16 protein-coding genes, 1 pseudogene and 1 riboswitch are annotated in these 21,123 nt (G+C 40.8%); of the genes and pseudogenes, 2 read left to right on the top strand and 15 right to left on the bottom strand.

Annotation, left to right across the window (positions count from 1 at the left end):
- Nucleotides 1-73: 73 nt before the first annotated feature.
- Both guaB and MSG66_RS09350 read right to left on the bottom strand, forming a co-directional pair.
- Entirely contained in the window at nt 74-1,540 is a 1,467-nt protein-coding gene (guaB, locus tag MSG66_RS09355) for an IMP dehydrogenase (protein WP_262473111.1), read from the bottom strand.
- 173 nt (nt 1,541-1,713) lie between these two features.
- Nucleotides 1,714-1,806 (bottom strand): annotated as a pseudogene (locus MSG66_RS09350) (MBL fold metallo-hydrolase); the annotation flags it as partial.
- 253 nt (nt 1,807-2,059) lie between these two features.
- Between MSG66_RS09350 and MSG66_RS09345 the strand changes: the two are divergent.
- Nucleotides 2,060-4,192: a TonB-dependent siderophore receptor gene (locus MSG66_RS09345; RefSeq protein WP_324653818.1), complete on the top strand. Its 2,133-nt coding sequence runs from the start codon at nt 2,060-2,062 to the stop codon at nt 4,190-4,192.
- Nucleotides 4,193-4,251: 59 nt separating this feature from the next.
- On the opposite strand, the gene MSG66_RS09340 is transcribed toward MSG66_RS09345, so the two are convergent.
- From MSG66_RS09340 to MSG66_RS09320, 5 genes are all read right to left on the bottom strand, one after another.
- Complete coding sequence (locus MSG66_RS09340) at nt 4,252-4,827, bottom strand: TMEM165/GDT1 family protein (protein WP_003654075.1); 576 nt, start codon at nt 4,825-4,827, stop codon at nt 4,252-4,254.
- A gap of 15 nt (nt 4,828-4,842) precedes the next feature.
- A riboswitch (yybP-ykoY riboswitch) is annotated at nt 4,843-5,028 on the bottom strand.
- A gap of 38 nt (nt 5,029-5,066) precedes the next feature.
- A complete protein-coding gene (locus MSG66_RS09335) occupies nt 5,067-5,345 on the bottom strand; it encodes a hypothetical protein (protein WP_133971245.1) in 279 nt (92 codons plus the stop codon).
- A gap of 145 nt (nt 5,346-5,490) precedes the next feature.
- Nucleotides 5,491-7,461, bottom strand: coding sequence for a 2-oxo acid dehydrogenase subunit E2 (locus MSG66_RS09330; RefSeq protein WP_324653815.1), 1,971 nt, complete (start codon nt 7,459-7,461; stop codon nt 5,491-5,493).
- Nucleotides 7,462-7,463: 2 nt separating this feature from the next.
- Entirely contained in the window at nt 7,464-10,181 is a 2,718-nt protein-coding gene (aceE, locus tag MSG66_RS09325) for a pyruvate dehydrogenase (acetyl-transferring), homodimeric type (protein ID WP_324653813.1), read from the bottom strand.
- Between the two features lie 250 nt (nt 10,182-10,431).
- The gene (locus tag MSG66_RS09320) at nt 10,432-11,124 is read right to left on the bottom strand and encodes a M23 family metallopeptidase (RefSeq protein WP_005038016.1); all 693 of its coding nucleotides are present in this window, start codon (nt 11,122-11,124) and stop codon (nt 10,432-10,434) included.
- A gap of 107 nt (nt 11,125-11,231) precedes the next feature.
- On the opposite strand from MSG66_RS09320, the gene MSG66_RS09315 reads away from it, so the two are divergent.
- A complete protein-coding gene (locus MSG66_RS09315; protein ID WP_133971239.1) occupies nt 11,232-11,675 on the top strand; it encodes a DciA family protein in 444 nt (147 codons plus the stop codon).
- Nucleotides 11,676-11,769: 94 nt separating this feature from the next.
- Here MSG66_RS09315 and lpxC read toward each other — a convergent pair whose 3' ends face one another.
- The 8 genes from lpxC to gshB form a co-directional block, all read right to left on the bottom strand.
- Entirely contained in the window at nt 11,770-12,672 is a 903-nt protein-coding gene (lpxC, locus tag MSG66_RS09310) for a UDP-3-O-acyl-N-acetylglucosamine deacetylase (RefSeq protein ID WP_324653811.1), read from the bottom strand.
- Nucleotides 12,673-12,782: 110 nt separating this feature from the next.
- Nucleotides 12,783-13,958 carry a cell division protein FtsZ gene (gene ftsZ / locus MSG66_RS09305; protein WP_324653809.1) on the bottom strand — a complete coding sequence of 392 codons (1,176 nt, stop codon included), beginning with the start codon at nt 13,956-13,958 and terminating at the stop codon, nt 12,783-12,785.
- 164 nt (nt 13,959-14,122) lie between these two features.
- Nucleotides 14,123-15,385: a cell division protein FtsA gene (gene ftsA, locus MSG66_RS09300; RefSeq protein ID WP_042895778.1), complete on the bottom strand. Its 1,263-nt coding sequence runs from the start codon at nt 15,383-15,385 to the stop codon at nt 14,123-14,125.
- Between the two features lie 60 nt (nt 15,386-15,445).
- The gene (locus MSG66_RS09295; RefSeq protein ID WP_042895781.1) at nt 15,446-16,300 is read right to left on the bottom strand and encodes a cell division protein FtsQ/DivIB; all 855 of its coding nucleotides are present in this window, start codon (nt 16,298-16,300) and stop codon (nt 15,446-15,448) included.
- Nucleotides 16,301-16,302: 2 nt separating this feature from the next.
- Nucleotides 16,303-17,229: a D-alanine--D-alanine ligase gene (locus tag MSG66_RS09290; protein WP_042895783.1), complete on the bottom strand. Its 927-nt coding sequence runs from the start codon at nt 17,227-17,229 to the stop codon at nt 16,303-16,305.
- A 36-nt stretch (nt 17,230-17,265) separates the two neighbouring features.
- Complete coding sequence (gene murC, locus MSG66_RS09285; RefSeq protein ID WP_003654096.1) at nt 17,266-18,714, bottom strand: UDP-N-acetylmuramate--L-alanine ligase; 1,449 nt, start codon at nt 18,712-18,714, stop codon at nt 17,266-17,268.
- A gap of 11 nt (nt 18,715-18,725) precedes the next feature.
- Nucleotides 18,726-19,823 carry an undecaprenyldiphospho-muramoylpentapeptide beta-N-acetylglucosaminyltransferase gene (murG, locus tag MSG66_RS09280; RefSeq protein WP_324653805.1) on the bottom strand — a complete coding sequence of 366 codons (1,098 nt, stop codon included), beginning with the start codon at nt 19,821-19,823 and terminating at the stop codon, nt 18,726-18,728.
- Nucleotides 19,824-20,060: 237 nt separating this feature from the next.
- On the bottom strand, nt 20,061-21,005 hold the full coding sequence (gshB, locus tag MSG66_RS09275; RefSeq protein ID WP_042895789.1) for a glutathione synthase: 945 nt from the start codon (nt 21,003-21,005) through the stop codon (nt 20,061-20,063).
- Between the last annotated feature and the right edge of the window lie 118 nt (nt 21,006-21,123).

Below are 21,123 nucleotides of genomic sequence, written 5' to 3'. Positions count from 1 at the left end.
GATTTACTTTACACCAAAAACAAAAAGCCGTCAGTGTAATGACGGCTTTCTTCATTGTTTTGGTTACCAAAATCTAACCAACACGATAGTTTGGAGCTTCTTTAGTAATCGTTACATCATGAACATGCGACTCAGACATACCTGCTGAAGTAATTTTCACAAATTTCGCATTTTGGCGAAGATCTTCAATTATCGATGAACCTGTATAACCCATCGATGAACGTAAACCACCCATCATTTGATGAACGATATTACCCATTGGGCCTTTATATGGAACACGGCCTTCAATACCTTCTGGTACTAACTTCTCAGCACCCGCTTTTGAGTCTTGGAAATAACGGTCAGCCGAACCGGTTGCTCCCGCCATTGCACCTAATGAGCCCATACCACGATATGCTTTGTAGTAACGACCTTGGAAAAACTCAACTTCGCCAGGCGCTTCTTCAGTACCAGCTAAAAGTGAACCAACCATGATTGTACTTGCGCCCGCACCGATCGCCTTTGCCATATCGCCAGAGAAGCGGATACCGCCATCTGCAATTAAAGGAATTTGATCTTTCAGTGCATTAGCAACGCTATCAATAGCAGAAATTTGTGGCATGCCAATACCTGCCACAATACGAGTTGTACAGATAGAACCAGGACCAATACCCACTTTTACAGCATCTGCACCTGCATCTAATAATGCTAATGCAGCATCACCAGTTGCGATGTTTCCGCCAATTACTTGTACTTGAGGGAAGTTTTGTTTCACCCAACGTACACGTTCAATTACACCAGCTGAATGACCATGTGCTGTATCAACAACAATTACGTCAACACCAGCTTCAACCAATGCTTCCACACGACTTGGAGTATCAGCACCTGTACCTACCGCAGCACCAACACGTAAACGACCAAGATCATCTTTACAACTGTTTGGATAACTCTCAGCTTTACGGAAGTCAGTCACTGTAATGAGACCTTTAAGTTCGTTGCTCTCGCCAACGACCAAGACTTTTTCAATACGGTGTTTTTGCAATAATGCTTGAATATTTTCTTTAGACTCGCCTTCACGCACAGTCACCAAACGATCTTGGCCTGTCATGATGTTGCTAACAGGTTGTTCTAAATTGGTTTCAAAACGTGTATCACGGCCTGTCACAATACCAACAACCTTGCCGTCTTTAACAACAGGTACACCGCTAATATTATTAGCAGTGGTAATTGCAATCAGTTCACGTACTGTAGTTTCAGGCGTTACAGTGATAGGATCTTTCACCATACCCGCTTCGAATTTCTTTACACGGCGTACTTCTGCAGCTTGAGCAGCAATATCCATGTTTTTGTGCAAAATCCCGATACCACCATTTTGTGACATTGCAATCGCCATACGTGACTCAGTCACTGTATCCATTGCCGCAGAAACTAATGGGATATTTAAATGAATGCCGCGAGTTAAACGTGTCTTTAAAGAGACATCTTTTGGGAGAACAGTAGAGTAGGCAGGAAGTAATAAGACATCATCGAAGGTTAGCGCTTCTTGAACGATGGTCAGCATAACAATCTCACTGGTAAATTCCGTGAGCTATTATAAACAAATTTCAATGCAATTTTCATATTATCTTTGCCTTTTTCAGCAATAGATAAAGTTCGTTTCTAAATATTCCTTATTAATCTGCTTTTTAGCATACCAATTAACCTAACTGGATTAATCACGACAGCCCTATCTTAAACAATAATTAAAAATTGATTGGCTTGTATGCTTTCGCCTTTGACCAAACTGGTAAAACTAATACATTTATGTACGCCCTTATCAAATAATATCTACGATATTATTTTTTCAAACCCTATGTAATCCCCAAAAAAACTTTAAATATTAGTTATTTTTATACCCATATAAAAATGAAGAGATTCGATAATTCTTGCAATGAATTGCTTTATTTTTCTCATAATATTTTAAAATAGCTTTTGCTTTTCTTATTTTATAAATGAATCATAATGTTATTTAAAATTAACTCACAATAAATTAAAATAATTCTCATTATCAGTTTTGTCTTTTGCGCTGCCTAGGCCTCCCATGAACCAAGCACCTTATTTTTCAAGCTCCAAAACATTGTTAGCAGTTGCTATTTTTAGTTTGATGACAGCAAGTCATGCTGATGAAACAGCAGAACAACAAAATTCGACCAGTGTGCTACCCACAATTTCTATTCAGGCACAAAAAGAAACTACCTCTCCCTATGTCGCAACGAAAGCTGCATCGGTTTTAAAATCAGATGCACCCTTATTTAAAACTGCGCAGTCGGTTTCGGTGGTAACACGTGAACAGCTTGACCAAAAACAAGCAAGAACTCTAGCAGAAGCAGTAAATGGTGTAGCTGGTATTTCTGCTGGGCAACTTGGTCGTCGGGGTTGGGATGATTTTATTATTCGTGGACAAACATCTTCTGATCAAATTTTCATAGATGGTTTACGACAAGCCCAACAAAATACTTTTGTAGGTGCCGAAATATCAGGACTTGACCAAGTACAAATATTAAAAGGTCCAGCTTCTATTAATTTTGGATTGGTCCAGCCAGGTGGTGTTGTTAATTTAGTCACTAAACGCCCTCAAGCAGAAAGTTTTGCTCGTGCTAGCATGACTTATGGTAGTTATAGTCTTAAAGAAGGCACATTCGATTTCAACTATAGTCCCAATAATAGTGAAAAAGGTGCTTTCCGTTTAAATGGCCGTATTTCTGACCAAGATGACCCGACAGATTATGTGTATTTTAAAAATTACTACATCTCCCCTTCTTATAACTTCGATTTAGGAGATAACACGGACCTTTCTGTCATCGCAAGTTACCAACACCGCGAATATATTCGTCAGCAAGGTTTACCCGTCATTGGTACCTTAAAAGATAATCCTAATGGAAGCTTACCTAAAGACTTATTTATTGGTGAACCGAGCTACGGAGCTTATGATGCCGACGTATTCCGTACAGGTTATAACTTTAGGCATGCTTTTAATAATGGCTGGGAGTTTAAGCAAAACTTTGCAATTCAAAAAACCGAAATGATTGGCCCTGCCGTATTTTACAATGGCTGGACGGATAAAAACTATACAACCCTTAAGCGTCAAGCACGCTATCAGGATGTCAGCAATCTAAGTTTCTCAATCGACAATAGTGTCCAAAAGACCTTTCAAATTGCGGATATGGCACACCAAATAACGGTCGGAATAGATGGTCTGCAAGATAAAAATGATTATCTAAATAATCGCTGTACTGCCACAAATTTGAATCTCTATTCACCAAAGTACGGCACAACAGTTACTTGCCCTGAAAAAGTCACGAACCATGATATAAACCGTCTAAAATATATGGGGTTATATTTACGCGACCGCATTCAGATTAATGACCAGCTCGTTTTAAATCTTGCTGGCCGCCAAGATTGGGCTCAAACTCAAACTGTAGATTTAGTTAAAAATACAAATACTAAAAAATCGGAAGAGGCTTTTACGGGTAATGCCTCATTGTTATATACAATCAATGATGTAGTCGCACCTTATGTCAGCTATGCAACATCCTTCTTCCCAACAAGTGGCTCAGACTCTGCTGGAAATACTTTTGATCCTGAAAAAGGTAAACAGGTTGAAGTCGGGATGAAATTACAAAGTCATGATCAGCGTGTACAAGGTAGTATCGCTTGGTATGATTTAAAACGTCAAAATGTTTTGGTCAACGACCCTACGGATACTACTTTCAAAATCCAGCGCGGTGAACAGTTAACTCGTGGGATTGAGACTGAACTAAATGCAGATATTCTTGATGGTTTAAAGCTCACCGCAACTTATACCTACACGGCTGATGCAGAAATTAGTAAAGATGCAAATATTAGCAATGTTGGAAAGTCTCTTGATAATATTCCAGAACATGCTTATAGCTTATCAGCACGCTATAAATTTGATCCTGCGTCAAAACTTGGTTGGTATGTAGGCGGCGGGTTCCGTGGAGAAACTTATAAAACCATGGATAAGTTAGATGTTCATATTCCAGGCTATACAGTCTTTGACACTGAAGCTGGCTATGACGCTGGGCATTGGGGTGCTCAACTTGCTATCCGTAATCTATTTGATAAAGATTACTATGCTGGAGCACTGAATGAAAATATGGTAACTCTGGGCAACCCACGCCAAATTAACTTTACAGTGAAATTTAACTACTAAAACGATCTACAAAAAACGCACTCAATTCGAGTGCGTTTTTAATGGCAGCTTTAAATACTTTAGAAGAAATAATGCTGTACCAAAGTAGAGACACCTACAATTAAGAAAATAGCAGCACCAATTTTATGAATGAGTGAGATGGATAAACGTTCAGCCAATTTATTACCAATAAATACAGCTGGTGCATTGGCAATCATCATACCTAACGTTGTACCCAGCATAACCCAGAAAATACTGTCGTAACGAGCAGCTAAGGCCACTGTTGCAATTTGGGTTTTGTCACCAATTTCAGCTAAGAAAAATAAGATGAAGGTAGCACCAAAAACACCAAATTTTTGCCATCTATTAATACTATCTGTTTCATCATCTAACTTATCTGGAATAAGCATCCAGAACGCCATACCAATAAAACCACCCGCAAGAACCCAAACTAAGATTTCGGGACTCAAAACGGTCGTAATCCACTGCCCAAGCACAGCAGAGATACCATGGTTAATTAAAGTTGCTAAAAGAATCGCAATGAGAATAGGGATTGGCTTACGGAAACGTGCAGACAATAAAAGGGCGAGTAATTGAGTTTTATCGCCCATTTCAGCTAGGGCAACAATTGAGGTAGAAATCAGAAATTCTTGCATATCGTTTCTCTGGCTAGCATAAATGCCCATGACCTACCCCTCCTGCTAGCCAAATATCTGCAGAGTGGTAAATCAAAGGTCTTGCCAACTCGGAAACGATGAGACGTTTAAGCTATGATGACCATGTTCTGTTGAACAATTATGTTGACCATCACCTATTCATTCAGAAATGAATAGCGGCTACTCCCCAATGAAGTATGTGTTTTATTATATTCGAGTCGTTCTATTTTTTCCAACATTCAGACAAAAAATTTTATCCATGCCCACACCAACAACCGACCTAAGCCCAATAGTATGGCTAAACAAATACTTAAGTTAATAAACCCAAAATTGTTAATACCAGCTACCTGCTGTGATTGAAATTCAAATGGCAAAATAAGCGTTGCCACAAATACTTCTAAGCCCATTGCAACGTAAGTCATCCACTCCCAAGGAAAGTGTAAAATACTGACCCATAATCCCATCAGTAAAAATACAATCAACAGAATCGGCAACATGATTTTTAAGAAACTCGCCATTTATTATTTTTCCTTTAACCAAAACGAGAAATTTTTCCTCTCTCGATTACTCCCTCTTAATCTTTAGATTAACCTAAAATCAAGTAAATTAAATACCAAAATAAAACCCCGCCGAAGCGAGGTTTTAATAATTCATTTCAAAATATTAGATTAATAAAGTACGAATATCTTTAAGAAGTTTCGTAAGTTTATTGGTAAAGCGAGCGGCATCTGCACCATTAATTACACGGTGGTCATAAGACAATGACAACGGCAACATTAAGCGTGGGTCAAAGTCTTTACCATTCCACACAGGCTGCATAGTTGCTGGTGAAATACCTAAAATTGCAACTTGTGGCCAATTTACTAGCGGTGTAAATGACGTACCACCAATCGAACCTAAGCTTGTAATCGTGAAGTTCGCACCTTGTAAGTCTTTCGGTGTTAATTTCTTATCACGCGCTTTCTTACTTAGCTCACCTAATTCAATAGCAATTTGCTTAATTGATTTTTGGTCAGGATTTCGTAGCACTGGTACTGTCAAACCATCTGGTGTTGCAACTGCAATACCCATATGGATTTCATTACGAAGCAATACAGACTTTTGATCATCTGACAAGTGACCAGCAAAATACGGCTCTTCTTTCAACAAGTGTGCTAACGCTTTTGCAATGAATGCCAAAATTGTTAGGCTCACACCTTGTTTCTTAAAGCCATCCTTCAATTCACCACGCCAAGCCTCTAATTCAGTGATATCAGCAAGGTCAAACTGAGTTACCTGTGGAATATAGTTGTTTAAAGACAACTGTGGCACAGATACTTGCTGTAAACGAGTCATCGGCTTCACTTCACTACCACCAAAAGCAGTAAAGTCAGGTAATGAAGGTAAACCAGCCGGAGCAGCAGCTTGAGCAACTGGCGCCACTTGTGGTGCAGTTAAACGAGTCTTCACATAAGCAAAGATATCTTCTTTAATCACACGACCATGTTCACCAGAAGTTTTAACTTGTGATAAAACTACACCAAGCTCACGAGCAAGCTTACGAACAGCAGGGCCAGCATAAACTTTAGCGTTTTCAGCTTCTTGCTCTTTCGTTAACTTGTCACCACCAGACACTGGAGCAGATACAGCCTGAGTCGGAGCAGGAGCTGCCGCTTTAGGTGCCGCTGCCTGAGGAGCAGGAGCTACTTCTGCTTTTGCCGCTGGTGCAGCAGCAGGTGCTTGGCCTTCTGCTTCAATTGTTGCAAGCAAAACACCTTGTGAAACTTGTTGACCTGCTTGCAAGTGAATCGCTTTCACAACGCCAGCAACAGTACTTGGAACTTCTACAGTTGCTTTATCAGACTCAACCACAACAAGGCTTTGGTCTACATCAACTTTATCGCCAACTTGTACCAAAATTTCAGCAACAACTGCTTTGTCTACGCCCAAATCAGGAACATTAATATCAACTGGTCCAGATGGAGTAGCAGCCGCAGCTATAACTTCTTGTTGAACTGGTGCAGGTGCTGCCGCTGGAGCTGCTGTAGAAGCAGGAGCTTCAACTGGCGCACTTGATGCAGACGTTGTTTTCACTTGAATGAGTACAACACCTTCTTTAACTGTATCGCCTTCTTTAACTTGAATGCTTTCTACAGTACCAGCAACACTGCTCGGTACTTCTACAGTTGCTTTGTCAGACTCAACCACAACGATGCTTTGTTCAACATCGATTTGCTCGCCAACTTTTACTAAAATTTCACCAACTAGTGCTTTTTCAACACCAATGTCAGGAACTTGAACTTCAACAACTTGGCTAGTGGTTGCCGCTGCTGGTTGCGCAGCAACTTGTGGTGCTGTAGCAGGTGCTTCTTTTTCAGCTGCTGGTGCAGGTTTTGCAACTTCTTCTGCTTGAGCTACAGGTGCAGCGCCCTCAGCTTCAAGTTCAAACAATACCGTACCTTCAGTTACGCTATCGCCTTCTTTGATTAAGATGCTTTTGACTACACCTGCTGAAGTGCTAGGCACTTCAACAGAGGCTTTATCTGACTCAAGCAAAACAAGGCTGTCGTTTTCAACAATGCTATCGCCAACTTTTACCAAAATTTCAGCAACAACTGCTTTATCTACGCCAATATCAGGGGTCTTAATTTGCATGCTTAGTTCCCCTCACCTGTTTGCGCTTCATTGTATTCAGCAACTGCCTGAACTTCTGGATGTGCTTGTGGAGCCCATGCCACTGGACGATCAGTATCTAACTCAAAGTTAGAAATTGCATCTTTAACTAACCGTGCATCTACTTCACCTTCGTCAGCTAATTTTTTCAAAGTAGCAACAACGATATGTGCAGCATCAACACCAAAGAAACTACGTAAGTTAGCACGTGTATCTGAGCGACCATAACCATCTGTACCCAACGCAACAAATGGGCGACCATCTGGAAGATAGGCACGGATTTGTTCGCTATAAGCGCGCATATGATCTGTTGCTGAAACAACAATACCTTCTGTACCGCGTAATTGTTTAGATACCCAAGACTCTTTCACTTCTTCAGCAAGTGGGTGTAAACGGTTGTATTCTTCACATGCCATACCATCACGCGACAACTCATTGAAGCTTGTTACACTCCAAACGTTTGAACGGATTTGGTATTCATCACGTAAGATTTTCGCAGCTTTAATCACTTCACGAAGAATTACACCTGAACCAAGTAATTGAACAGTTGCTTTTTCATCTTTTTCGAACAAGTACATACCACGTTTAATGCCTTCCTCAGCGCCTTCAGGCATTGCAGGATGCTCGTAGTTTTCGTTCATTACAGTTAAGTAATAGAACACACGCTCTTGGTTCACATACATACGTTGTAAACCATCATGTACGATTACAGCTAATTCATAACCAAAACATGGATCATAAGATACACAGTTAGGAATCGTGTTCGCCAAGATATGCGAATGACCATCTTGGTGCTGTAAACCTTCACCGTTCAATGTGGTACGACCAGCAGTTGCACCTAACAAGAAACCTTGAGCTTGTGCATCACCCGCAGCCCACGCAATGTCACCAATACGTTGGAAACCGAACATTGAGTAGTACATGTACATTGGAATCATTGGCAAGTTATTGGTTGAATAACTTGTTGCCAACGCAGCCCATGCGCTCATCGCACCAGCTTCGTTAATTCCTTCTTGTAGCATATGACCGTCACTTGCTTCACGGTAATGCATTAACTGTTCTTGGTCTTCTGGGGTATATTTTTGACCGTGAGCGGCGTAAATACCGAGCTGACGGAACATACCTTCTAGACCAAAAGTACGCGCTTCGTCTGGAACGATTGGTACTACGCGGTCTTTAATTGCTTTTTCTTTGAGTAAAGCAGCAATTAAACGAACCATCACCATAGTGGTAGATTGTTCTTTACCACCTGAACCATTTAACACTGCATCAAATACAGATAATTCAGGAATCGCTAAAATTTCACTCTCTTTACGACGTGCAGGTAAATAGCCACCTAATGCTTCACGACGCGCCTTCATGTATTTCATTTCAGGAGAGTTTTCACTTGGACGATAGAATGGAAGCTCTTCTAATTTATCATCTGTAAATGGCAGGTTAAAACGGTCACGTACATATTTTAAAGAATCGATCTGCATTTTTTTGATTTGGTGAGTCTTATTCACCGCTTCAATTTCTTCAGACAAACCGTAACCTTTAACAGTTTTCGCAAGAATAACTGTTGGTTGACCTTTGGCTTTCATTGCTTCTGCATAGGCAGCAAAAACTTTGTAAGGGTCATGACCACCACGGTTAAGATTATCGATGTCTTCATCGCTTAAATCTTTTACAAGTTCCGCAGCTTCTGGATACTTGCCAAAGAATTTCTCACGTGTATATGCACCACCTTTCACTTGATAGCGTTGGTACTCGCCATCAACTGTTTCTTCCATTACCGCTTTTAAAGCGCCTGTGTTGTCTTTTGCAAGTAGTGGATCCCAATGACGGCCCCATACTACTTTAATGACACGCCAGCCTGCACCACGGAATAAAGATTCTAATTCTTGAATAATTTTACCGTTACCACGTACCGGACCATCTAGACGCTGTAAGTTACAGTTAACAACCCAGATCAAGTTATCGAGTTTTTCACGACCAGCAAGTGAAATTGCACCAGTACTTTCTGGCTCATCCATCTCACCATCGCCCAGATAAGCCCAGACTTTACGATTTTCTTCTTTAATCAAGCCACGATTCATTAAATATTTCTGAATGTGTGCTTGATAAATCGACATGATTGGACCAAGACCCATTGATACAGTTGGGAATTGCCAATAGTCCGGCATTAAATATGGGTGTGGGTAGCTTGGTAAACCGTTACCGCCAACTTCACGACGGAAATTACTTAACTGTTCTTCAGTTAAACGTCCTTCAAGGAATGAACGTGCATAAATACCAGGAGCACAGTGCCCTTGGTAATAAATCATATCTCCGCCAAAGTTATTGCTGTTTGCGCGGAAGAAATGGTTAAAACCTACGTCATATAATGTTGCACTTGATGCGAAGCTCGCCAAGTGTCCACCTAAATCATCACCTGTTTGATTCGCACGAAGTACCATTGCTAAGGCATTCCAACGAATCAATGCACGAATACGGCGTTCCATATCTTGGTCGCCTGGCATTGCAGGTTGTTCTTCAACAGAAATTGTATTTAAGTAAGGTGTATTCAGACGTTGAATGGGAACATGCTTAGCAATTGCTTGTTGGTAAAGTTTCTCCAACAAGAATGCCGCGCGCTCAGTTCCCATATGTTGTAAAACTGAATCGAATGCATCTTGCCACTCTTGGGTTTCTTGTGCATCGGAGTCACCGTAAAACGCCATAATTCACCTGTTCCTTGTCCTTTAATCTACTTTGTATTTTTACCACGTTTTACCCCTCTCTAGTTATTGCCATGGGTGAATGTGAGGGGGTCCTATTATTTTCTGAATGAATAGTCATTGACCGAGCATTAAACAAAATAACAAAAAAACGCCAATAATGGCGTTTTTTTATACAATCTTTACGTTAAAAAAGGTTTAAGTTAATTTCAGATTCATAAATTCAATAACCTTAACCTTTTTCACTATGCTTTTAAGGAAGCATCGCCAAGTAAGTTGTTGGATTCTTACGTTGACCATCTTTTACTACTTCATAGTGCAAATGTGGACCAGTACAGCGACCAGTACAACCTACATTGGCAATATGTTCACCCGCAGAGACTTGTTCACCTACACGTACCATTAAACGAGAAGCATGCGCATAGCGTGTTAAATAGCCATTACCATGGTTAATTTCAACATATTGACCATAGCCAGTACCCCAACCAGATTTGGTTACAATACCTGGCCCTGTAGCATAAATTGGCGTACCACTTGGAGCAGCCATATCCAATCCGCCATGATGTTCGGCACGACCACCCATCGTACGGCCACCAAAGTTGGAAGAAACACGCACTGTATCAGGAAGAGGATGAGAAACTAACCATGAATAAGCATTTGAAGAAGAGGTATTGAAAGAGTTCTTAGCTGTCGTATTGCCATATTTTTTAGCGAGTGACTCATTGTTGAGCTCAACCGTTTTTTGGCGTAAGGTCACTGAAACTTTCGCACTCGCTGGAAGATCTAAATCATCAGGATGAGTATATGAACCTTGAGATAATGTTTTTGATAGTTGTTCCAATCGATCTGAATCAGTAGATTGGTTAATTGTTTGATAATCTGCAAAAGCAACTGATGCTGCCGAAGCGGCAAGTGAAAACGCTAATAAAATACGACGCGTGTGCATAAAAACCTCTTGAAACTGTTCTTACTTAAGTTCCTTATGATCTCTTCCTTGATATCGATTGAAATGAACGCTTAAGATGAAGACAAGAATCTATCCGAGAATGACCCATGTCTAAACCCGATAACGTTTTTCAACAATCCGGAAAACACATAAAAACAGGAAACCTTACGTTTCTAACAACGCAAGTCGCGCAATGGCAAAGACTTACGAAAATGGTCCAACCCTTATTGCCCCAACCGGAACAATGGCAGGTCGTGTGTTATCAAAATGGCTCTTTAATCATTACTGGTGAAAATCAGGCGATGATCAGTCAACTCAGTTACTTACAGAACCAATATGTATCTAAATTATCTCAACTTGAAGGGTTAAAAGACTTACAAAGAATTCAGGTTCGCTTGAGGAATAAAAACATTCCCAATCCACCCTCATCTGAGCCATCTAAACCCATCCCCCCGGAAACACAAGAAATGTTACGTAGTGCAGCCGACTTCGTGAGCGACCCTAAGCTTAGCCAAGCTTTACTACGTTTGGCAAGCAATAAAAAATTATGAACTTTATATTCTATGAAAAGTTTAGCTATATTTTTGTGACATAAATCACATTTTAAAATGTTACATTATAACGTAGCCAAATAAAGACAATGACTTATGTCACACTCACATAGGGAATTGGACATTCATTCTCGTCATCAAATGTTACAATTTCATAATTACTCGGATCACTTTGAACATTGCGTAACAGCTGATTATTTAAAGCATGTCCTGATTTATAGCCATCAAACTTGGCAATAATTTGATGACCAAGCAAATACAAATCACCTACTGCATCTAAAATCTTATGTCTCACAAATTCATCGGCGAAACGTAAGCCTTCTTCATTCACTACGCCTGTATCATCTACGCCAATTGCATTATCTAAACTTGCACCTAAGGCTAAATTATTTGCTTTGAGATAATCTAAGTCTTTCATAAAACCAAAAGTACGAGCCTCACTGACTTCATATACAAAAGTTTCAGTAGAAAAATCGATAGTCGCAGACTGATATTCTTTAGCAAATGCCGGATGGTCAAAATCAATCGTAAAATTTAGCTGAAAACCATTATGCGGGCTAAAAATTGCTTTCTTATCATCTATTAATGCTTCAACTGGTTTTAATATTCTTATAAATTTTTTCGGCGCATCCAGCTCACGCAATCCACCTTGCATTAACAGGTAAATAAATGGGCCAGCACTTCCATCCATAATCGGAACTTCAGACGCAGATACCTCAACAATAAGGTTATCAATTCCCAAACCTGCAATTGCGCTCATCACATGCTCAATTGTTCCAACTTTTATATCTCCAATCACTAAATTGGAGCACATGAAAGCTTCTTGAATCAGCAAAGCATTCGCATGGATTTCCACAGGCGGATTTAAATCGATACGACGAAATACAATACCTCCATCCACGGTATGTGGAATGAAATTGATCATCACTTTTTGACCGCTATGAAGACCTATTCCACTCGCTTTTACCACACGATTGAGAGTACGTTGTTTCACCATGCTTTGTAACTTCTTTTTTAAAACCGCTATACGTTAGCATATTTAGTCATTGATCAAAAACAAAAAAAGGCAGTGTTTAAACACTGCCTTTTTTTAAATTTAATAATATTTTACTTACGTTGCTGATTTTTCAAGTAATCTTGAATGCTCATTGGAGAAGAGCGCGGAGAAGAACTTGCGTTATTACTCACTTCATTGTCTGCATTTTGACGCTTATTAATTGCAGGAACGTCATCTTCATCAACAGATTGAGCTGATTGAGACGATGCATGACTTACTGTATTACGTTTTCTCGGTTCTGCATCTGCTGCATTACGAGTTAAACCAGTTGCAATCACTGTTACACGTAATTCATCACGCGCATCTGGATCAAATACAGTACCGTAGAAGATCTCGCCTTCGTCAAGGTCAACAATCTGGTTCACGACATCAGTAATGATTTCAGTTTCGCGTAAAGTAATATCATCACCACCAGTAATGTTAATCAACACACCTTTAGCATTAATAATATTGACGTTATCAAGCAATGGACTACGGATAGCCTGTTCAGCAGCTTGACGTGCACGATCTTCACCACGACCTAAACCAGCACCCATCATGGCATAACCACGAGTACTCATTGCAGTTTTCAAATCGGCGAAGTCAAGGTTAATGTGACCACGGTTTACAACAAGGTCAAAGATACTACGTACAGCGTTTAACAATACATCATCAGCTTTTTTATAAGCATCTTTCATTGAAATATCGCCATATACGCTTAACAAGCGTTGGTTAGGGATAATAATCAATGAATCAACATGTGCTTCAAGCGCTTCAATACCGCGTTCAGCAGATTTTAAACGGCGACGGCCTTCAAAGTTAAATGGAGTTGTTACAACACCAACAGTCAAAATACCCATTTCTTTGGCAACTTCAGCCACGACAGGTGCCGCGCCCGTACCCGTACCACCACCCATACCAGCGGTAACGAATACCATATCCGTACCTTCAAGATGGTGACGAATAATTTCACGGCTTTCTTCTGCTGCAACTTGCCCTACTTCAGGGTTAGCGCCAGCACCTAGACCACGTGTACTTTGCTCGCCTAACTGAATTTTGAAAGGTGCATTCATACAGTCCAGTGCTTGTTTGTCTGTATTGGCACAAACGAATTTAACACCTTGAATATCAGACTGCACCATATGTTGAACGGCATTACCGCCACCACCACCTACACCAAATACAGTGAAACGGGCTTGACCGTTGCCATCGTTTAGTTCATCTTCTATAAATTCAAATGAGGCCATGACCTTTAGGGTTCCTAATACATTATGGCAGTCACTTCAGCCCGTATACTGCCTTGATTTTCAAAAATAACTAATTTTAAGAATGCTGTGCAATACAAACCTTGTCAAGTACAGTGGTTTTCTCTTACAACTTCCTAACAATTCTACCAATAAATCCATACATCCTAAAAAATGGCTTTTAGCTTGCTATTAAATGCATTCCAGCCATTTACCATTCGCTCCCATACCGAACGGTCATTTGCCTCTTCAGGCTCTTCAACAGCTTCTTGCAACTCACTTTGGCTAAACATGAGCAAACCAGCTGCTGTTGCATACATCGAACGACGTAACGAGGCTTGATGCTGATCATCAGCATAAACCTGTAACGGTGGATTACCTAAATGTGCAGATACCCCCAACATACGGCGAGCCAAACTCACCATACCTTCGATTTGACAAGCATCCCCTGTCAACACTACACCATGGTATAAACCATGAATTGCGCCGCTGTGTTCGAGTTCATCGCGAATCTGGCTAAAGATCTCTTCATAACGGGCAATAATAATTTCTGACAGCTCAATTCGACTAATGGTTTGAGGGCCATCAATTCCTTCCACCTGAATCATGTGATCTGGCTTAACAGCACTTAAATCGACACAACCATATAGAATTTTAATGCGTTCAGCTTCTTCTGTCGTGGTTTGCAATACAGCAGCAATATCACGTGTAACGTGTTCACCACCGCGCTGCAATGTACGTGCCAGAGCCAGACGCCCATCCAGATAAACAGCAAGATTGGTAATGCCTGCACCAACATCGACTAGACAAACACCATATTCTTTTTCATCTTTAAGCAAGCTTGCCTCAGCGGTTGCCAGACAAGATACCACCATTTTTTCAACCCCGATATTTGCACCTTTCATAGCGCGATCAAGGTTTTGCATAGTCGCAATCGGCATCATCATTAACTGATAATGTCCCGTCATACTATGGGCAGTCATGTTAATTGGATTCTGCACCCATTCAGCAGAATCACCCAACTCAAAGCCTAACGGCACTGCACTTGCTAAATAGTAATCAGAAGTCACATGACTTGCTTTTGCCAATTCTAACGCGCGCACGACTTCATTTGTTGTAATAACATGTGCTGGATTAGCGACTGGTGTACGACCAGAGGCATAAAAACTTTGCAACTCGGTACTCGGAATCGATACCCATGCGCTATGAATGCGACATTCGGCCATATTTTCCGCTTCAGCAACAGCATTTTTAATCGCAGCGATGACTTTATCGAGGCTTACAATTTTTCCTTTATTCATGCCTCGATTACGAGCAGTTGCCATACCGATAACTTGAATGTTATCCGGCGCATGAATTTTTCCAATCAAAACTGAAACTTTATGCGTCCCAATGTCAATCGCAACAACTGAGGGAACAGCTTCATTCATCACTCATACCATTTCTTTGTTGTTTAATACCAGGCAAATTGCCTATTTTAAAGCCACGTATTATGGCTTTGCTTTTGTTCCACCTGCAATGCTTGTGTCATCAATCGTTACAACAAACTGACCATTCACAATTTTAGGTGGTGTTGCGTTCTTCCATTGAATAGATAATCCATTACGATATCGCAAATCAATGGCTGAGATTTTTGACCACACCGGTTTTAAGTCAGATTGTGCCAGATGACTTAAACGTTGCAACTTATTCATTGTTTGATCTTGGTCAACAATAATTCGTAAACCTGTATCAAACTGCATAAACCAAGTCATTCGCTCCGTCAGATATAACTCTTTTAGACGCAAATTGGCAGGATGGAATAATTGATTGATTTCATTATAGCGTCGCATCATCATTTTCGACTGGCTTACCGGACCATGTAGTAACGGAAGCTCAGGATGAATTGTCGGCTCTGCCTCACTAAATACATCGCCTCCATCGCTTAATAAGCGACCTGTTCCCCAACGGGCGATGGCATGTCGAGGCATAACACGAACACGAATACCATTGGGCCAAGCACGAGATACGACAACTCGGTCTACCCAAGAAATTTCTAACGTTTTATCACGAACCTGTTCTAAATCAGATGTGAAATAATTCGCTTTGATAATTGGAGCAACATGCTGCATCACTTGTTGTGTTTCAACTGAAGACGTTGACCCGACAACCTCTAGCTTTGCAACTGTTGCATCTGTAATAACTTTATATAGCCCATAAATTCCGAATGCCAGCACTACAAAAGCAATAACCAACAGCACCCATCCACCAGCATTGGCAAGCTTCTGCTTACGTGTAGGTGGTTTATCATGAATAGAGGTGATGGCCGCACGTTTACGGCGCATGGAAGCCGGAAGTTGTGCCATATTTAAGCCGTACCTTCCAATGTTTGCTCAAGAATGGCAACACACAATTCATCAAAACTATAGCCAACAGCTTTCGCAGCTTTTGGAACTAAAGAGTGGCTAGTCATACCCGGCACAGTGTTTACTTCTAAAAGCCAGAAATTACCCTGTTCATCCTGCATCGCATCAATACGGCCCCAGCTTTCTGCACCAACTGCCTGAAAAGCACGTAAACATAATGCTTGTAGGTTTTTCTCTTCTGTCTCACTTAGACCACAAGGAATACCGTACTCAACATCATTACGTTCATATTTTGCTTCATAGTCATAGAAGGCAACGTCTGCTGGTGGTTGTAAACGAATAACAGGCAAAGGCTGACCATTTAGGAATGAGATTGTGAACTCACGACCTGTGATCCATTTTTCTGCCATCACAACAGCATCGTGCTGAGTCGCCTTTTCAATTGCAGCAGCAAAATCTTCTGCTTTCTCAACCTTACTCATGCCCACACTTGAGCCTTCATGTACAGGTTTGATAATCACAGGTAAGCCTAACTCAGCAATAACCGCATCTAAATCTGTTTCTTTAGTAATAATGCGATATGGCGCGGTAGGTAAGTCGCTACCTTGCCAGATTTGCTTGGTTTTGACTTTATCCATGCCAATAGCAGAACCTTGCACGCCAGTTCCTGTATAAGGCAGATTTAACCATTCAAGTACACCTTGAATCTGGCCATCTTCACCGCCACGACCATGCAACACAATAAATGCACGATCATAATTTACAAGCTCAGTCACACTGCGGTCTTGCGGATCAAATGCTTCAGCCTGAACACCTGAACGTAACAGAGCATCCAGAACTGCCTGACCACTATCTAAAGACACAGCACGCTCAGCCGATTTCCCACCAAATAACACGGCAACTTTGCCGAATTTTGTAGCATTTGACACGTTTAAATCCTTAACCCGATAATTCAATATTTTTGTTTATTTCACATACAAATGGTGTTGTGCAAGTTCTACTGAAATTGCTCCCACGTTACCCGCACCCTGCGTTAATAACAAGTCATTTGGTTGTAACACATTTTGCATGATGTTTTGCAAATTACCTTCAACCGGATCGACCAAAATCGGTTCCACCTGTCCGCGTAAACGAATACTACGCGCTAAAGTACGGCTGTCTGCACCGACAATAGGCTTTTCGCCAGCAGGATAAACTTCCAATAATAATAATTGATCGACTTGAGAGAGCACTTCAATAAAATCATCAAAACAATCGCGAGTACGAGAGTAACGGTGTGGCTGGAATAACATAACCAAACGACGATCCGGATGGCTCTGACGAGCAGCTTTAATGGTTGCTTCTACTTCTTTCGGATGGTGTCCATAGTCATCAACTAACTTAACATTACCATCGGCAAGTTCAAATTCGCCTTGTACTTGGAAACGACGACCAACACCACTGAAGCCCGCTAAAGCTCGGCTAATTGCATCATCAGAAACACCTTCATCAGTCGCAACACCAATAGCAGCTAGAGCATTCAAAATATTATGCATGCCCGGTTGGTTGATGGTTAAACGTAGCGGCTCACGACCTTTACGTAACACGGTGAAGTGTGAACGCATACCATCTTGTTCAACATCAATTGCGCGGATGTCGTTATCTTCATTAAAACCATAGGTAATAACTGGACGACCTACACGCGGCATAATTTCACGAATATTGGCGTCATCACCACAAACTACAGCCAAACCATAAAATGGTAAGTTATGAAGGAACTGTACGAACGTATCTTTTAATTTATCAAAGCTACCTTCATAGGTATCCATATGGTCAGCATCGATATTCGTTACAATGGCTGCCATCGGTTGCAAATAAAGGAAAGACGCATCTGACTCATCAGCTTCCGCTACGATGAAACGACTTTCACCAAGTGCAGCATTTACACCTGTACTGTTAAGTAAACCACCAATGACATAGGTTGGATCAAGGTTTTCTTCAGCCAACATGGTGGTTAAAAGACTAGTCGTTGTAGTTTTACCATGTGTACCAGCTACAGCAATACCATGACGGTAACGCATAAGCTCACCTAGCATCTCTGCGCGGCGTACGATTGGAGTACGTTGCTCAATCGCTGCTTTAATTTCCGGATTTTCTGGATCAATCGCTGTAGAAACTACAAGCACATTGGCATTTTTAATATTTTCCGCTTGATGGCCAATATAAACCTTAATGCCATTTTGCTCTAATTGTTCTGTAGTTTTAGACGCTTTAATGTCTGAACCGGAAATTTTATAACCTTGGTTACCCAATACCTCTGCAATGCCACACATCCCAGCCCCACCGATCCCCACAAAATGAATGTGTTTGATACGGCGCATTTCAGGCACTTTAATCAGTTTTTTTGCTTGGTTCGCAGCTGTTGATGGAGACATAGTAAATCCGATTACATTTTTTGGATAAGATCAACCACATGCTGAGTCGCATTTGGTTGGGCATGTTGACGCGCTTTCACTGCCATTTCTGTAAGTAATTGGCGGTTCATCAGCGAAGTGAACAATTCATTTAGAACATCTGGTGTCATGGTCGATTGCTGGCAAATTTTTGCAGCACTAACATCGGCCAAAAATTTGGCATTCGCAGTTTGGTGATCATCAACTGCTATAGGAAGAGGTACAAAAACTGCGGCAATACCTGCTGTTGCAACTTCCGTTACTGTTAATGCTCCAGCTCGGCAAATAATTAAATCAGCCTCACTATAAGCCTTTGCCATATCTTCAATAAACGGCAAAACCTGTACCGTTAAATTAGCTGGTGCATCTGCATAAAGTGCTTGCGTTGCTTCAACTTGTTGCTGACCACACTGATGAAAAATATTGAGTGGTGCTTGTAATTGTTTTAATGCTGGAGGTAAGCGTTCATTGAGCGCTTTTGCACCTAAAGAACCACCAACAATAAGAATGTTTAGAGGTTGCCCTGCTTGCTCACGTGCATCGTAACGCCACTTTGGGCTTAAAATATCGTTAATTTCACGACGTACCGGATTTCCGGTTGTCACTACTTTTTCACTAGCAGGAAATGTATTTGGAAATGCTTCACATACCACTTTAGAGATACGTGATAACTGAGCATTGGTAAAACCCGCTACCGCATTTTGCTCATGAATAAGTACAGGAATACCCAACAATCGCGCTGCTAAACCACCAGGCCCCGCAACATAACCACCAAATCCAGCTACAGCATCAACTTTAAGCTGTTTCATATAGCGCATTGCGCTTAATGTTGCTTTTAAAATTTTAAAAGGCGCAGCAAGTTTACGGATCACGCCGTTCCCACGAACACCTTGAATATCAATTTGATATATTGGAATATTTTGATCTTTTAATAATCGATTTTCCATACCTGTTGGCGTGGCTAACCATGAAACCTGACAACCTTGTTGTTGAAGTTGTTTGGCTACGGCGAGGGCTGGAAAAACATGTCCACCTGTACCGGCAGCCATCATCATGACATGTTTAGGTTTACTTTGCTGCGAATCGGTCACGGTCTAATTCTTCAACTCAAAAAACAATGGAAATTGTCATCTATTTTTGTAGCCGTTTATTTTAATCCTAAAGCTTCATTAACGAAAAGCTAATTTCACTCGTTTATAACAGAAAGATGTGCTTTTTTGAAAATATGCCTACAAAGCTATGGTGTATTTAGTATTGTTATTTTACAAATTCATATATTTTCAAGTGATTTCCTACCGGTTAGGCAGAAAACCACTTGAAACAAACAATTATGCAGGGCGACCAGCTTCTAATACATCAAACAGGTTATCGGCAATTGATGTACCAAACTGAGCATCGATTTCACGAATACAGGTTGGGCTAGTAACATTAATTTCAGTGACATAATTACCAATTACATCTAAGCCAACAAAAATCAAGCCCTTTTCGCGTAGGAATGGCCCAACTTTAGCCGCGATCAACTTATCATTTTCAGTAAGCGGACGCGCTTGACCTAAGCCACCTGCCGCCAAGTTACCACGGACTTCACCATTTTGTGGGATACGTGCCAAGCAGTAAGGAATAGGCTCGCCATTTACCATTAAAATACGTTTATCCCCTTCTACAATTTCAGGAATATAACGTTGAGCCATAATTGGTCGGTTACCTAACTCGGTCAGCATTTCCAAGGTTGAACCAATGTTCACACCATCTTGGTATAAACGGAAAATTCCCGTACCGCCCATGCCATCAAGTGGTTTAACAATGACATCACCATGTTCTTTAATAAATTCACGAATCAAGCTTTGTTGTGAAGTTACCAGCGTAGGAACTTGTAGCTCTGGAAATTGGGTTGCAAAAAGTTTTTCATTGCAATCACGCAGTGACTGAGGCTTATTAATAATCCATGAGCCTTCACGTTCAGCTTGCTCAAGCACGTAAGTCGTATAGACAAAATTCATATCAAACGGTGGGTCTTTACGCATGAGCACAACGTCATAAGCAGCGATAGATTCTTTTTTCTTTTCGCCCAGCTCATAATAATGGTTGTAATCTTCAAACACTTCTAATGGTGAAATCAAACCATAAGCTTTACCTTGATCGATATATAAATCTTGTTGTAATGCATAACCCAATTCATGTCCGCGACGGCTCGCCGCCCACAACATTGCCATGGTTGAATCCTTTTTCAGATTCACGGTTTCAATCGGATCCATGACGACAAGTACACGCATGCTCAAGCTCTTCTTAAAATTTAAATTAGCATGAGTATAGCTGAGATTTTTCACTCGTTTTTCTTAATTTAAGTAAAAGGTGTTCTGCTATTTATCTATCTTGAACTTTAAGGAATTC

The organism is Acinetobacter sp. IK31 (genome assembly GCF_035615195.1).
GTDB classification, from domain to species: Bacteria; Pseudomonadota; Gammaproteobacteria; order Pseudomonadales; family Moraxellaceae; genus Acinetobacter; species Acinetobacter calcoaceticus_C.
The sequence above is the reverse complement of the archived record's forward strand: the minus strand, read 5'-3'. Positions and strand labels throughout refer to the sequence as shown.

Coding starts and splice junctions, on each gene's coding strand:
- guaB (WP_262473111.1), bottom strand. CDS start 1,540: ATGCTGACCATCGTTCAAGAAGCGCTAACCTTCGATGATGTCTTATTA.
- MSG66_RS09345 (WP_324653818.1), top strand. CDS start 2,060: ATGAACCAAGCACCTTATTTTTCAAGCTCCAAAACATTGTTAGCAGTT.
- MSG66_RS09340 (WP_003654075.1), bottom strand. CDS start 4,827: ATGCAAGAATTTCTGATTTCTACCTCAATTGTTGCCCTAGCTGAAATG.
- MSG66_RS09335 (WP_133971245.1), bottom strand. CDS start 5,345: ATGGCGAGTTTCTTAAAAATCATGTTGCCGATTCTGTTGATTGTATTT.
- MSG66_RS09330 (WP_324653815.1), bottom strand. CDS start 7,461: ATGCAAATTAAGACCCCTGATATTGGCGTAGATAAAGCAGTTGTTGCT.
- aceE (WP_324653813.1), bottom strand. CDS start 10,181: ATGGCGTTTTACGGTGACTCCGATGCACAAGAAACCCAAGAGTGGCAA.
- MSG66_RS09320 (WP_005038016.1), bottom strand. CDS start 11,124: ATGCACACGCGTCGTATTTTATTAGCGTTTTCACTTGCCGCTTCGGCA.
- MSG66_RS09315 (WP_133971239.1), top strand. CDS start 11,232: ATGTCTAAACCCGATAACGTTTTTCAACAATCCGGAAAACACATAAAA.
- lpxC (WP_324653811.1), bottom strand. CDS start 12,672: ATGGTGAAACAACGTACTCTCAATCGTGTGGTAAAAGCGAGTGGAATA.
- ftsZ (WP_324653809.1), bottom strand. CDS start 13,958: ATGGCCTCATTTGAATTTATAGAAGATGAACTAAACGATGGCAACGGT.
- ftsA (WP_042895778.1), bottom strand. CDS start 15,385: ATGAATGAAGCTGTTCCCTCAGTTGTTGCGATTGACATTGGGACGCAT.
- MSG66_RS09295 (WP_042895781.1), bottom strand. CDS start 16,300: ATGGCACAACTTCCGGCTTCCATGCGCCGTAAACGTGCGGCCATCACC.
- murC (WP_003654096.1), bottom strand. CDS start 18,714: ATGTCTCCATCAACAGCTGCGAACCAAGCAAAAAAACTGATTAAAGTG.
- gshB (WP_042895789.1), bottom strand. CDS start 21,005: ATGCGTGTACTTGTCGTCATGGATCCGATTGAAACCGTGAATCTGAAA.